General features: G+C 73.3%; 12 protein-coding genes. 7 read left to right on the top strand and 5 right to left on the bottom strand.

Annotation, left to right across the window (positions count from 1 at the left end):
- Positions 1-456: 456 nt before the first annotated feature.
- The 6 genes from LPU61_RS03385 (at position 457) to LPU61_RS03360 (ending at position 6,452) form a co-directional block, all read left to right on the top strand.
- On the top strand, positions 457-1,110 hold the full coding sequence (locus LPU61_RS03385; protein WP_229404083.1) for a Crp/Fnr family transcriptional regulator: 654 nt from the start codon (positions 457-459) through the stop codon (positions 1,108-1,110).
- Between the two features lie 258 nt (positions 1,111-1,368).
- The gene (locus LPU61_RS03380) at positions 1,369-3,144 is read left to right on the top strand and encodes a hypothetical protein (protein ID WP_229404082.1); all 1,776 of its coding nucleotides are present in this window, start codon (positions 1,369-1,371) and stop codon (positions 3,142-3,144) included.
- 1 nt (position 3,145) lies between these two features.
- Positions 3,146-3,310, top strand: coding sequence for a hypothetical protein (locus LPU61_RS03375; protein ID WP_158229388.1), 165 nt, complete (start codon positions 3,146-3,148; stop codon positions 3,308-3,310).
- Positions 3,307-3,870 carry a hypothetical protein gene (locus LPU61_RS03370; protein ID WP_229404080.1) on the top strand — a complete coding sequence of 188 codons (564 nt, stop codon included), beginning with the start codon at positions 3,307-3,309 and terminating at the stop codon, positions 3,868-3,870. Before LPU61_RS03375 ends, LPU61_RS03370 begins: the two co-directional genes overlap by 4 nt.
- 10 nt (positions 3,871-3,880) lie before the next feature.
- Entirely contained in the window at positions 3,881-5,446 is a 1,566-nt protein-coding gene (locus LPU61_RS03365) for an AAA family ATPase (protein ID WP_043962367.1), read from the top strand.
- A gap of 13 nt (positions 5,447-5,459) precedes the next feature.
- The gene (locus LPU61_RS03360) at positions 5,460-6,452 is read left to right on the top strand and encodes a hypothetical protein (protein ID WP_229404079.1); all 993 of its coding nucleotides are present in this window, start codon (positions 5,460-5,462) and stop codon (positions 6,450-6,452) included.
- Between the two features lie 83 nt (positions 6,453-6,535).
- Here LPU61_RS03360 and LPU61_RS03355 read toward each other — a convergent pair whose 3' ends face one another.
- Positions 6,536-7,174, bottom strand: a complete 639-nt coding sequence (locus tag LPU61_RS03355; RefSeq protein ID WP_043964150.1) for a TMEM175 family protein — start codon at positions 7,172-7,174, stop codon at positions 6,536-6,538.
- A gap of 171 nt (positions 7,175-7,345) precedes the next feature.
- Positions 7,346-8,908 carry a Rieske 2Fe-2S domain-containing protein gene (locus LPU61_RS03350; protein WP_043962366.1) on the bottom strand — a complete coding sequence of 521 codons (1,563 nt, stop codon included), beginning with the start codon at positions 8,906-8,908 and terminating at the stop codon, positions 7,346-7,348.
- Between the two features lie 267 nt (positions 8,909-9,175).
- Here LPU61_RS03350 and LPU61_RS03345 point away from each other — a divergent pair, with 267 nt between their 5' ends.
- A complete protein-coding gene (locus tag LPU61_RS03345) occupies positions 9,176-9,397 on the top strand; it encodes a DUF2631 domain-containing protein (protein ID WP_096761598.1) in 222 nt (73 codons plus the stop codon).
- 106 nt (positions 9,398-9,503) lie between these two features.
- On the opposite strand, the gene LPU61_RS03340 is transcribed toward LPU61_RS03345, so the two are convergent.
- The 3 genes from LPU61_RS03340 to LPU61_RS03330 all read right to left on the bottom strand — a co-directional run bounded on the left by LPU61_RS03340 (position 9,504) and on the right by LPU61_RS03330 (position 13,316).
- Positions 9,504-10,709: a DivIVA domain-containing protein gene (locus tag LPU61_RS03340; RefSeq protein ID WP_229404077.1), complete on the bottom strand. Its 1,206-nt coding sequence runs from the start codon at positions 10,707-10,709 to the stop codon at positions 9,504-9,506.
- Positions 10,710-10,740: 31 nt separating this feature from the next.
- Positions 10,741-11,892 (bottom strand): 23S rRNA (adenine(2503)-C(2))-methyltransferase RlmN, encoded by a 1,152-nt coding sequence (rlmN, locus tag LPU61_RS03335; RefSeq protein WP_043962362.1) that lies wholly within the window; start codon positions 11,890-11,892, stop codon positions 10,741-10,743.
- 104 nt (positions 11,893-11,996) lie between these two features.
- Entirely contained in the window at positions 11,997-13,316 is a 1,320-nt protein-coding gene (locus LPU61_RS03330) for a phosphatidate cytidylyltransferase (protein ID WP_229404075.1), read from the bottom strand.
- Positions 13,317-13,572: the final 256 nt, after the last annotated feature.

Raw genomic sequence — 13,572 nt, 5'->3', positions numbered from 1 at the left:
CGGATACGCAAATGCTCGGTTCCCGCGCGGTGCCCGATCATCGCCGACGTTCCGGCCGTCGCGACCGCAGTGTCCGTCAATTGACACACCGGCACGTCGCAGTCGCATCGAATCACCCATCCCCGGCCACCCGTTGCCATGGTCGACCCGAACACCCGAGGGAATCCCGGAATTATCCGGGATCCCGCGGCCCGACCCGTGCGACGCTCCACCACAGAGCGCGCGGTTAGGAGTGACATGAGGGTCCGGTCGACAGCGGCGACCGCGTCCGTCCGGTGGACACCGGCCGGGCGCCCCACCACCGACGCATTGCGGCCGGGTCACCGGTACCGCAGACTTGCCGGGTCAGTCGGCGTCGAGGGTGCCCGCGAGGTGGGAGTGGACGGTGCCAGGTCGCGCCCGCGCACATGGCCGTCGAACGGCTTCCTCGGGCGGCTACCCGAGGAGACCCGGCAGGTGCTGCTCGGTCGGGGCAGCCCCGTCCGGTTCGAGCCGGGCGAACGGCTCCTCGCCGAGGGGGCCACGAGCAGTCACGTGGTGCTGCTGACCGGCGGCCTGGTCAAGGTCACCAGCCTGGCGGAGACCTTCGAGGCGCTCCTGGCCGTCCGCACGGCCGGTGACATCGTGGGCGAGACGGCGGCCCTGGCCGAGCATCCCCGCCGCATGGCCACCGTCACCGCCTGCGGTGTGGTCACCGGCAGGCTGCTCACCGCCGAGGCGTTCCGGCACGTCCTCGCCCGGCACCCCGAGGCGGCCCGCCTGGTCACCACCATCGTCGCCGAGCGGCTGCGCTGGGCCAACCGGCGGCGCACCGACTTCCTCGCGTACCCGGCGGAGGTGCGACTGGCCCGGGCACTGATCGAGATCGCCGATCGGTACGGCACGCGGGCCGGCGACGACGGCGTCGACATAGGGCTCTCGCTCAGCCAGCCGGAACTCGCCACCCTGGTCGGTGTCGCACCGGCGACGGTCCACAAGGCACTGCGGGCACTGCGCGAGGCGGGGGTGCTCCGCTGGGGATACCGCCAGATCACGATCGCCGATCCGACAGCCCTGGCCCGGGTGGCTCAGCACGCCGGGCCCACGACCGGGGACGAGCCCGCCACCTGACGGTCCGCCGACAGGAAACGAGTCGGCGGCCGGTATCCGATCGGCCGACTCTTCGACACATTCGGTCGACGCGACGTCCGGCCCCTGCCGGCAACCATCCACAGCAGCGGAATATCACCGCGCCAAATACCTCTGCGCCACGGGGCGCGAATTCACGTCACGCACACGGGACTCGGGTCGGCTCCTCACCATCGACGATTCCGGGCTCGCGGATCAATACCGATGGGCATTCACCAGCACATCGAAACCGGGGGAGCCATGTCCGAACTGAGAGCGGTAGAGAACATTCTGCGGCAGCAACGGCGCGACCTCGTCGCCATCAGCAACGCCGTCGGCGAGGTCGGCCTGCAGGTCAACGACATCGGGATCAAGCAGCGGATCACCCAGGACCAACTGGCGACGCTCCACGGGGCTGTGCTTCGCCTCGAACAGCAGGCACAGCGCACCAAGAACCTGCACAGCGCCGAGGCCAGGGTCGGTCAGCTCAAGAACGACATCGAGCAGCAGTTCGGCCACCACAAGGTGGTCCGCCGCACGGCGGTCGGCATGCTCCGCGCCTTCGACCAGGGGCTGGTCCGGGAGGAGACCGTTCGGGCGGTCAGCGAGGAGTTGCTGGTGCAGAACTCCCGCTACTGGCTGGCGCCCGTGCTGGTGACGCTGGCCGCCTGGGCCGGCGACGACCCGCAACTGTGCGTCCGCGCGGTGGAGGAGGCCTACCAGCACTCCCCCGAGCGGACCGCGTTGTTCATGGCGCTGGTGTTGCGCCGGCAGGATCGCGGGCCGGCCGCCGTACGGTGGCTGCGGCACTACCTCGACGCCCAGGACCCGGCAGCCCTGGGCCGGGAGTTCCCGGTCATCCTGGAGGCCACCGCCCAGGGTGCGTTCGGCCCCGCCGGGCTGGCCCTGGTCCAGGAGCGGCTCGACGGGTGGCGTCGGCTCCTGCTCGACGACGAGGCGGTGATCTCCGCCCAGGTGCGGCGTTGGCGGATCGAGTTGACCAGCCACGTCCGCGTCGACGGGCTGGACGAGGACTTCCCCAGGCTGGCCGAGGCGTCGCCGCAGTGGCCGCAGCTGCGGTTGATGCTGTCGCACGCCCAGGCGCACGGGTCGATCCTCGACCGGTACACCCCGGTGCTGGCCGCGGAGGCCACCCCGAGCAGCCGGATCGAGGATGCCGTGGACGAGCTGCTCGACCAACTGGTCACCGAGTACGACCGGGAGGAGCTGCCGTTGCGCCGGCAGCTGGCCGAGCAGGAGGCCATCGTCCAGGCCGACGGCGACCTGGCCGCGGCGGAGCAGGTCGCCCGCGCCCAGGTCGACGTCCTCGACGACACCCGCGACTACCTCAGCCTGCAGACCGACTGTGCCCTCGCCCCGCACACCCTGGCCGTCTCCGCACAGACCCAGCGGCTGGCGATGGCGGCCTGCCACGACTGGATCGGCGAGGCCCACGCGGGGTTCACCAACGACTATCGGATCGCCGCGCCGACGACCGTCGAGGTGGCCGTCGACCCGGGTGCGCTCAGCGGAGTGGCCGCGTTCCGGCCGCCCTCCTGGACGGGCTCCTTCGACCGGCCGATGGGCACCCTGGAACGCTCGCTCGACGCCCACTGGAACCGCTACGGTCGGCCCTTCGTCGACGGTCTCGCCTTCGACTGGGGCAAGAGCCTGATCGGGCCGCTGGTGGTGCTCTTCGTCGTGCTGCTGATCGGGCTTGCCGTCGGTGGCGCGGGGATCGGCCTGCTCGCCACCGCCCTGACCGGCGGCGTCTGGGCGGTGGTCCTCAAGGGTCGGGCGGAGGCCGCCGCCGCCGAGCAGGAGCGGGTCCGGAGGCTCATCGACGACGCCCGGGACGAGGCACTGCGCGGGCTGCGGGCCGCCGGCATGGAACTCGAAGCCTGGCGGGACCGGTTCACCGCCGCCGACAGCGACGCGAGCCGGGTCACCGCCCTGATCGCCGACCTGGCCACGGCGGGTGGGCCGGGAGCACCGCACGAACGTCGCGCGGTGGGCCGGACCGACAAGGGGGAGTGAAATGATCGACCGTGACGACGTTCCGGAGCCCCGACCCTGGGCCCGGCCAGCGTCCCCGCCGCCCGCCACCGACCGCCGGCGGCAGGTCGTCGAAGAGCTGCCCGACTGGGAGCCGCTGCCGCCCGGCGAGATCCTCGTGCGCCGGCCGCACCGGGCCGACCCGTGAACAGCCACGGCGACGACCTGCAGACCTGGGTGACGTTCCTACGCCGCTGGCGCACCGAGCAGTCGGCCGCCCCCGGCGGGCTGCCGAAGCTGGTCGAGGCGGCCCTGCCCGCCGACGGTTGGGCCCGCTTCGTGGCCATGCTCACCGGCGCGCTGGACCAGCGGCTGAAGCTCTGGGCGGACGGACTGCTGGCAGCCATGGCGGCCGCCGGGGACGAGTTCGAGTGGGCGCGAGCCCTGGTGCAGGGCCGCCGGGGACTGGCGTCGATCCGGGCGGTGGCCGGCAGCCCCGGGCTGCCCGAGCCGCTCGCCCGACACCTGCTCGGCCTCGTCGACGCCCAGATCGAGCTGGTCCAGCGGGCGCTGGAGGACGGTGTCGAGCAGCTGCGTCGGCAGGGCGGTGACGGCCCGCTGGTGCACACAAGGATGCGCACGGTGCGGGAGAACCCGCTGACCGCGTCCACCGCCCCGGGTTCCGGCCCGGTCGACGAGTGGGCCACCGACCCCGCCGGACCGGCTCGCCGCCGGATCATCGTCGCCGGCCCGGCGACCCCCGACTGAGGAAGCGATCATGTCCCGTTACCTGGAGGCCCGCAGGGACCTCGACAGTTACGTCGCCGCCCGGGTGCCGCTCATCAGCGTGCGGACCGTCGAGCCGCTGCGCGCCGTCCGGCTGCTGCGGGAGGTCGCCGGCAGCGCACGCCGCGCCGGCCTGCCGTTCTGGCTGCACACCAGGGCGGCCGGGCTGCGGGACCTACGCACCAACGCCCAGGTGCAGGAGGAGCGTTCGCTGGTGGCCGCGATGGACTTCGCCGCCGCCCAACTGTCCCGGCGGGCCCAGGCGACGATCGTCTTCGTCGAACCCGACGATCTGACGGCCGACTCCCCGGCCACCCGGCACATCGCGGAACTCGCGCGGCTCGCCGACGCCCGCTCCGGCAGCATCGTCCTGGTCACCGACACGCCGCTGTGGAGTGGCCTGCAACGTCTCGGGATGAGCATCGTCCTGGACCTGCCCGACGCCCCTGAGATGTACGGCATCGTCACCGACTTCCTCAGGGAGCAGCAGGGCGCGGTCACCATCGACTGGACCGACGCCGACGCCCGGCGTGCCGCCGAGTTCCTGGTCGGGGTTCCCGAGGGCACCGCGATCAACGTGCTGGCCACGATGGCCGCCAGCGGACACCTGCGCCGCGACGACGTGGCCCGGATGGCGGAGTTCAAGGACAAGCACTTCGGCGATCTCGCCGGCCTGGAACGGGTGCACGTCGACTCGGCTGACAGTGAACTCGGTGGGCTGACCAGCCTGCGGGCCTGGCTGCGTCGCAAGCACCAGGTGATGCTCGCCGACCTGAGCGAGACCCGGCTGCGTCCGCCGCGCGGGGTGCTGCTGGTCGGCGTGCCCGGCTGCGGGAAGTCCCGTTGCGCCAAGGCCGTCGCGGCCCAGTGGCGGATGCCGCTGTACCGGCTCGACTTCGCGACCATCCTCGGCATGTACGTCGGACAGTCCGAGACCCGGCTGCGGGAGGCGCTGGAGATGGCCGACCGGACGGCTCCCTGCGTGCTCTGGATCGACGAGATCGAGAAGGGGCTCGCCGGTCAGTACGACTCCACCGGGGTGAGCCGGCGTCTGGTCGGGCAGTTCCTGTACTGGTTGCAGGAATCCCGGTCCCGGGTCTTCGTCGTGGCCACCTCCAACGACGTGCGCTCGTTGCCGCCGGAGCTGCTCCGCAAGGGCCGCTTCGACGAGCTCTTCTTCGTCGACCTGCCCGACGACACCGACCGGGCGGAGATCATCCGGCTCTACTACCGACGCTACCTCGACACCGAACCGGACGGCGACCTGCTCCCCCGGCTGGTCGTCCTCTCCGACGGGTTCGCCGGCTCCGACATCGAGTCGGCCATGAACGAGGTGGGCACCGAGATGCTGCTGCGGGGCGACCGGTCCTGCCCACCGACCGAGTTCGTCGTCGACACCTTCGTCAACACCATCCCGCTGAGCCGCACCCAGCCGGAACAGATCGCGGAGATCCGCAGCTGGGGTCGGGACCGGGCGGTGCCGGCCGGCGCCCCGGTCACGGCCGCCACGTCCGACGGCGAGCCCCGCCGGCGGGTACTGGTGCCGGGCGACGCGTGATCGGGAGGCGAGGATGAGCGACGAGCGGCAGGGCGCGGAGAGGCCGATCTGGAACCTGCGGGAGCTGGTCGGCGACCTGGCCGACCAGATCCCGCAGCCGCCGCCCGGCCGCACCCGCCCCGAAGCACCGGCCCCCGCCTCCGCAGCCGCCGGCGCGGCGATCCGGGCCACGAGCGCCGAAGCGCCCGCCCGCACCGCTCCCGCCGAGCGGGACGAGCCCTCGGATCGGGACGAGCCGCTGGACCCGGCGGCCTTCGGGGGTCTGCCGGTGGTGCCGGTCGACCCGGCCACCGCACCGGAGCCTGTTCCCTGGCGTCCCCTCGAACCGCCGACCGGTAACCCGCAGCGGCCGGCAGGTGCCGCACTCCGGAAGGCGGCCGGGCTGGTCCTGGTCGTCCTGCTGCTCCTCGTCGGTACGGCCTACGGGGCGTACCGGATGGATCCGGGTGCCGCCGACGGAAGCACCTACGACGGGCCGGGGTCGTCTCCCGACCCGTACAGCGCGCCCAGCGCCCCGGGCGGCGACCCGCTCCCGTCGGCCGAAGGCTCCCTCGACACCGGCACCCCGACCACGACCCCGGCTCCCGAGGACCCCGAGGCGGCGGCCCTGACGGAGCTGAGCCGGCTCCACGAGCAGGATCTGCCCACCATCAGCCTCGATGGCCGGTACGTCGCCCAGCTCGCCTCGAAGAGCGTGGGCATCGTCGACCCCGAGCAGTGGGCGGCGAACGGCTCGCACACCTTCTACGCCACCGACATCCTCGCCGAGCACCAGCAGCTCCGCACGGAACTCGGCGGTGAGGCCCGGGTGATCCTCCTGCTCAGCACCGACTACGGTCGGCAACAACTGTACGAGGGGAAGCCCCTCTGGCTCACCTTCGCCGTCGTGCCGGCCGAGTCGAAGGACGGGGTCGACGCCTGGTGCCGGGCACAGTTCCCTCAGCTGGACGGGGCGGAGTTGCCGAACCGCTGCGTGCCCCGGCGGCTGCGCCCGCCGGGCACCTGATCGCCGCTGGCGGGGAGCGGACCCTTGGTGACGCGTCCGGTACCTCGCGCCGCCCGGCGGGGGCCGCAGCGTCCGGCGGGGCCTCAGCGTCCGGCGGGTGCGCGCTCCTTCGACGGGGGCAGGTCGCCGGGGCCGCGGACCAGGTACAGGCCCACGAGCAGGAGGTAGGCGACCAGGCTGAGCACCGGGTCGACGAAGACCACCGCGAAGGCGACCAGGTAGAGCAGCGGCCCGAGCAGGAACCGGCGGGCCACTGCCCGGGCCAGCCGGGGGTCCAGGTCCGGGTGCAGCAGGTTGCGCCGCCGCGCCCACCACCAGCTCAGGTTGAAGAAGAGCGCCTCGCCGAGCACCGTGCCCACGTAGAGGGCGGCGGTGAGCCGCTGGTCGCCGACCGGGCCGCGCAGGTTGTCCGAGAGCAGGTTCGCGGCGAACGGGATGGCCGCGACGAAGAGCAGCAGGAGCAGGTTCAGCACCAGCAGCAACTGGTCGACGCGGACCACGTACCGCCACATGTTGTGGTGGGTGAGCCACACCTGGCCGACGATCGCGAAGGTGATCACGTACGCCAGGTACGACGGCCACTCGTGGAACAGCGCGCCCGCCAGGTCCGGCCCGGTGGGGTTCTGCGGGGCGAACTGGAGCAGCTCGACCGCCATCAGGGTCAGCACGATGGCGATCACGGCGTCGCTGAACGCCTCCACCCGGGAGGCGTCGCGGGCCATCTCGCTGCGCCGCCCGTACCGGTAGCCGGCCGCCTCGTCCGCACCACCGGTCACGACGCCAACCCGCCGGTCACGACTCCGCCCCGCCCGTCACGACTCCATGGTCACCTGCGGGCGGGGCGGAACGGGAAGGAACGGGGCAGAAGGGGCGGAATGGGGCGGAACGCCGGGTCAGGGCGTCGGGGCGGACGCGTCCGCGCGGTGCGCCCGGACCTTGTGCCCGACGCTGGTCAGGCAGCGCCCGCTGGGCAGGTCGAACTTCCAGCCGTGCAGCTGGCAGGTGAGCTGGTCGCCCTCGACGATGCCGAACCGGGTCAGGTCCGCCTTCAGGTGCGGGCAGCGGCGCTGCACCACCCAGTCGCCGAGGGTGATGTCCTCGGCGTCGCTGGTGCGCTCGTGCTCGTCGTACCAGCCCTCGGCGTACTGGAGGCGCTCGGTGGACAGGCACTTGAAGAAGGCGTACACGAACTCGTTGTACTGGCCGATCCGGGCCGCCGAGAACCGGCAGGACAGGAAGAGCGAGTTGACCCAGTCGACCTCGCCGATGTGCAGCAGGTGCTCCACGAGGGCCCGCTCGGTGCGGAACCGGTAGCGGACCTTCTCGTCGGCGTACGGCCGCACCTCCTTGCCGGGGAAGTCCACCACGATCGACTCGACGCTCTCGCCGTCGTAGTCGACCAGGTCGAAGCGGACCGGGCCGCCGACGCCCTTGGCCAGGTAGATCGACTCCTCCAGCAGCGGCTCGATGCGGCGCTTCATCCCGGCCAGCACGTCGACCTCGGGGTGCCGCCAGGACGCCTTCTCCGCCTCGATGACGCCGCGCTTGCGCTCCCGCATCTCCTCCAGGTGGGCGGCCTTGTTCGCGAAGAACTCCTCGACCGGCTGCGGGTGGGTGGTGGTCGCCCCCGAGGTGGTCACCTCGGCGACGCTGCCCGGCAGCAGCACGATGCCGTTGGTGCCGCCGACCTTCGCGTACTCGGCGAGGAAGACCGACTGGTCGGGGAAGATGTTGCCCTCGTCGCCGTGGATGTCGTTGAACTGCCACAGGTCGTCGTCGAGGAAGCACGGCGGGCCGGCGATCGGGAAGACGTGGTCGGCCTTCAGGTCGGCGATGTAGCGCCAGGTGCGGTCGAACTGCCGCTCCCGCTTCTGCTTGCCGAACGCAGTCTTCGCCGACTGCGGCAGCTCGTAGACCATCGGATACCAGATCGCCCCGGAGAACTGGAGCAGGTGCGCGTGCACGTGACCCAGCTCGGCGAAGACGCTCAGGTCGGTCGGCCGGGCGTCGTTCTGGTTGAGCAGCCGCACCCCGTCGTACTCCACCCATAGCGAGGAGTCGCCGATCGGGCCGTCGGTCGGGCTGGTGAGCGCCTGGATCATGATCCGCAGGCCGCCGTCGAGCTCCACCACCTGCTCGTTCGGGGCCCGCAGGAACTTCGTGAAGCCCAGCGCCCGCAGCTCGTCCTCCATCTCCGAGGTGGGGAACTCGGGCAGCAGGACGGTGGCGTCCTTGGAGACGAAGTCGCGCAGGTGCGCGGCGTCGAAGTGGTCCCGGTGCAGGTGCGACACGTACAGGTAGTCGACGTCGCCGAGGGTCTCCCAGTCGAGCTGGGAGTTGTCGGGAAACGGGAACCACGAGGCGAAGTAGGCGGGATTGACCCACGGGTCGCACAGGATGCTGCCCGCGGCCGTGTCGATCCGCATGCTGGCGTGTCCCGTACCGGTCACTCGCACCGCAGTCCCCCTCAAAAAGACAATCAAGGTGTACGTCCCGACGCTACCGGAGGCAGTCTGGTCGCCGGCCCGCGACGCCGGTAGTGCCCTCCGGCCCGGGTCCTCCGGCCTCCGGCCGGTCCACTGGGCGCCGGTGGCCGGCACGGGGGCACCGGCGGTGGGTGCGGGCCGGCGGGTGCGGGGCCGGCGGGAAACCCCCACCGCACGAGGTCAGCCACGGGGCGTGCCAGACTAACCGGAGATCCGATCGCGAGGGAAGGACCGACAGTGGCAGGAAGCGAGCCGGTGACGTCGCCAGATCAGCACAAGCCCGGGCACCGCAAGGCCGGGCGGATCGGCGCGGTGGTCTCCGCGCTGGCGCTGCTGGCCATGCTGTGCGGCAACCACGAGGGCAGGGTCGAGGACATCTGGCTGGTGGGCCTGGCCGTGCTGCTGCTGGCCATCGTCGTCGGCGACACGGTGCTGCGCCGCAACGGCCTGCGGTCCTGACCCCGGCCGGACCGGCATCGCACGAAGGGCCCACCCCGGTCGGGGCGGGCCCTTCGTCGTGTACGTGTGCTGCGGCGCGGGCAGGTCTCCCGCGCCCACCGGGCGGTCAGCGGCCGAAGAGGATGTCCTGGACGTCCTTGAGCGCGGCGTCGACCTCGGCCTCGAAGTAGCCGCCCGGCACCAGGCCGAAGCGCAGGGTGTCCAGGTCCTTCGGGTTGACCGGCATCGGGCCCCGGCCGGCCATGCCGCCGAGGATGCCCTCGAAGAGCCGGTCGACCTGGTCCGGGTCGTACCCGCTGCCGAACCGGCGCACCTGGAAGCTGCGACGGATCTGGTCCACCCGGTGCAGGTCGCTGCCGGGCGGACCGGCCATCGGCGGGCCACCGACGGGCGGGCCACCGGCCGGGGGGCCACCCACGGGCGGGCCGGCCATCGGCGGCGGGCCCCCGATCGGCTGCGGCGGCATGGGCGGAGGGCCGGCGGGGCCACGGCCGCGCAGCTCGCGAAGGTCCCGCTCGGGCATCCGGATCTCGGCGGTCATGTCTGCCCGCCCGTGCCGCCCCGCCTCGAAGCCGTCGAAGCGCTGCTCGTCCGGACCGTAGCCGCCGGGGCCGGGGGGCAGGCCCCGGGGCGGCGGGCCGCCGTGCCCCATGCCGGGGCCGGGACCCATCGGGCCACCCGGACCCATCGGGCCACCACCCGGGCCACCCGGGCCGCGAGGTGCGTCGTAGCCGCCGCGCGGCCCGTCGTACCCGCCGGAGAAGCCGCCGGTCGGCTCGTCGTACCCGCCGGAGAAACCGCCGGTCGGCTCGTCGTACCGGCCGTAGCGGTCGCCGGGCGGACCGGCCTGCGCCGGCATCGGCCGGGGCGGCATGGGCTGCGGCATCGGCGCGGGCCCCCGGTCGTCACGCATGGTGAGCGGTCCCCGGTCGTCGCGCAGCGGGACGGGGCCCCGGTCGTCACGCAGCGGGACGGGCCCCCGGTCGTCTCGCAGCGGCGGGCCCATCCGGTCCGACGGACCCATCCGGTCGGGCATCCGGGGGTCTGCGCCGCGACCGGGCGAGCCGCCGCGCTCCTCCAACTCGGCCAGCTGCCGCTCGACGCGGTCGAGGTGCAGGTCGACCTGCCACTCGTCGTAGCCGTTGAAGCGGACCCGGAAGACGACGTCGTGGACCTCCTGGGAGGCCACGGGCGCGCCGACGGGCCGGCCGTCGAGCGTCGCCTCGACCCGGTCCAGGAAGGCGTCCACCTCGTCGACCTTGTATCCCCGGCGGAGCGCCTTACGCCGGAAACGCTGACCCTGACTCGCCACTATGTCTCCTGGTCTCGTTCGGTACGCCCCGTCACGCCGTTGCCTCCTGCGGCGTCTCGGTGTCCCTGTCCCCGGCGGCGGCGAGCTGCCCGCACGCGCCGTCGATCTCGCGCCCCCGGGTGTCCCGCACCGTCGTCGAGACCCCGGCGGCGCGCAGACGCCGGACGAACTCCCGCTCGACGGGCTTCGGGCTCGCGTCCCACCGACTGCCCGGGGTCGGGTTGAGCGGGATGAGGTTGACGTGCGCCAACCTGCCGGCCAGCAGCTGGCCGAGGAGGTCGGCCCGCCACGGCTGGTCGTTCACGTTTTTGATCATCGCGTATTCGATCGACACCCGACGCCCCGTGCGGGCCGCGTAGTCCCACGCCGTGTCCAGCACCTCGGCGACCTTCCACCGCTGGTTGACCGGCACGAGTTCGTCGCGCAGCTCATCATCGGGCGCATGCAGGGACAACGCAAGGGTCACCGACAGGTCTTCGCTGGCCAGCCGGCGGATCGCCGGGACCAGGCCGACCGTGGAGACGGTGATGTGCCGCTGGGACAGGCCGAGGCCCTCGGGGGCGGGGGCGACCAGCCGGCGGATCGCCGCGACGACGCGCGAGTAGTTGGCCAGCGGCTCGCCCATGCCCATGAACACGACGTGGGACAGCCGGGGCGGGGAGCCGGCGACCGCGCCGGAGGCGGCCACGCCGGCCAGGTAGACCGCCTGGTCGACGATCTCGGCCGTCGACAGGTTGCGGGTCAGCCCGGCCTGGCCGGTGGCGCAGAACGGGCAGGCCATGCCGCAGCCCGCCTGGCTGGAGATGCAGACGGTGACGCGGTCCGGATATCCCATCAGCACGCTCTCCACCAGCGAGCCGTCGTGCAGCCGCCAGAGCGCCTTGCGGGTGGCGCCGTCGTCGCAGGCGAGCTCGCGGACCGGGGTGAGCAGGGTGGGCAGCAGCTCGGCGGCCAGCCTGTCCCGGGTGGCCGCGGGCAGGTCGGTCATCGACGTGGGGTCGCGGACCAGACGGCCGAAGTAGTGGGTGGACATCTGCTTCGCGCGGAACGCCGGCTCGCCCAGCTCGGCCACCAGGGCCTGCCGGGCCGGCAGGTCGAGGTCGGCGAGGTGACGGGGCGGCATGGCCGCGCGGCGTGCGGCGGGGGCGTCCGAGGTGACAGGGATCAGGGGAAGGCTCGTCATGACCCGTCCAGTCTCCCACGCCGTTCGCCCGACGCACCTGGCCGGAGGTGCCGAATCGGACCCGACCACGCGGCCGGAACGGGCTGACCGGCGTGATTCATGCCTCAGCCCACCACCGGGACGAAAACCGCCAGCAACAGGTACGCGGTGGGCACCGCGAACAGGATCGAGTCGAGGCGGTCCATGAGGCCGCCGTGGCCGGGCAGCAGGTTGCTCATGTCCTTCACGCCGAGATCCCGCTTGATCATGGACTCGGCCAGGTCGCCGAGGACCGCCGCGCAGGACACGGCCACGCCGAACAGGGCGCCCCACCAGGGGGCCACGTCGAACAGCAGCCAGATCAGCAGGGCACTGCCCGCCGCCGCCGCGGTGACCGAGCCGGCGAAGCCCTCCCAGGACTTCTTCGGGCTGATCGAGGGGGCCATCGGGTGCTTGCCGAGGTTGGCCCCCGCCGCGTACCCGCCGGTGTCGGAGAGCACCACCGCGACCAGGGTGACCAGCACGCGCAGGTGCCCGTCGCCGGGCGCGGCGGCGAGCATCGCCGCGAAGCCGCCGAGGAACGGCACGTACACGGCGATGAGGGTGGCCGCCGTCAGGTCGCGCTGGTAGTCGCCCGGCCCGTCGCCCAGCCGCCAGATCATCGTGCCGAGAACGGTGACCAGCAGGCCGAGGCAGAGCGCGTCGGGGCCGGCGAACCAGGCCAGGCCGACCGTGAGCACGCCGCCGGCGACCAGCGGCACCAGCGGCGGGTGGGCCCCGCTGCGGCGCACCGCCCGGGCCATCTCCCAGATGCCGATCGCGATCGCGGCGGCGAGCACGAGGAGGAAGGCGGGCAGGTAGAAGAAGAGCGGCAGCAGGACGGCCGCGCCGAGGCCGACGCCCACCCCGATCGCCGCCGGCAGGTTGCGGCCGGCGCGGCCGGGCGAGGGCTGCTGGGTGGGCGGTCGCTCGGCGCTCGCCCGTCGCCGGCCGGGCCCGCGCCGCCCCCGGGGCGGCTCCGGCTCGGCACCGCCGCCGGGCGGGTACGCCGGGCCGGTCGACTCGTCGGGCGGGTACGCCGCACCGGCCGGCGGCCCGCCGGGGAGGGGCCCGCCGGGGCGCTCGGGAGAGGGCCTTCCGCCCGCCCCCGGGGCACCGGGCCAGCCCGGTCGGTCGACGGGGTCACCGGGCCGCGGCGGCTCGTCGGGCACCGGGCGGGCGCCGTACGGGTCGGTGGCGTCCGCGTCGAACGGCTCCGGTCGCCCCGCCGGGCGGCGCGTCTCGGGCCGGCCGCCCGGGACGGCGGGGGCGTACGCGTCGGTGGTGGCGCTGCGGGCCCTCTGCCCCGGCTCCAGATCACGGTCGGGCCAGGGGAGCGCGGCCGGGGCGTCCGGCCGGTCCCAGCTGCGGGACTCGGGGCTGCGGTAGGGGTCGAGGTGGGACATCACGCACCGAACGGACGCGGTACGGGGCTCACCACATGACGTACGACCAAGACCATCCCCTACGACGACTGTTCCGTCCGATTGACCGGCGCGACGGCCGGGCGATCCCGCCCGTTCACCGCGTGGTGGCCGGAATCGTGCCGAGCCTACTGCACGGGTCGCCCCGGCAGGGTGGACGAGCCCTCCGTGCCGCCACCGGCGGTGCGCCCCGGGTTCGCCCGGTTTCGGCCCGTGACGACGAGGGGCGATTCGGCCC

Origin of the sequence: Micromonospora sp. NBRC 110038 (genome assembly GCF_020884815.1) — a bacterium.
GTDB lineage: Bacteria > Actinomycetota > Actinomycetes > Mycobacteriales > Micromonosporaceae > Micromonospora > Micromonospora haikouensis.
Note: the sequence above shows the minus strand (reverse complement) of the source record. Positions and strands in the feature narration are given on the sequence as shown.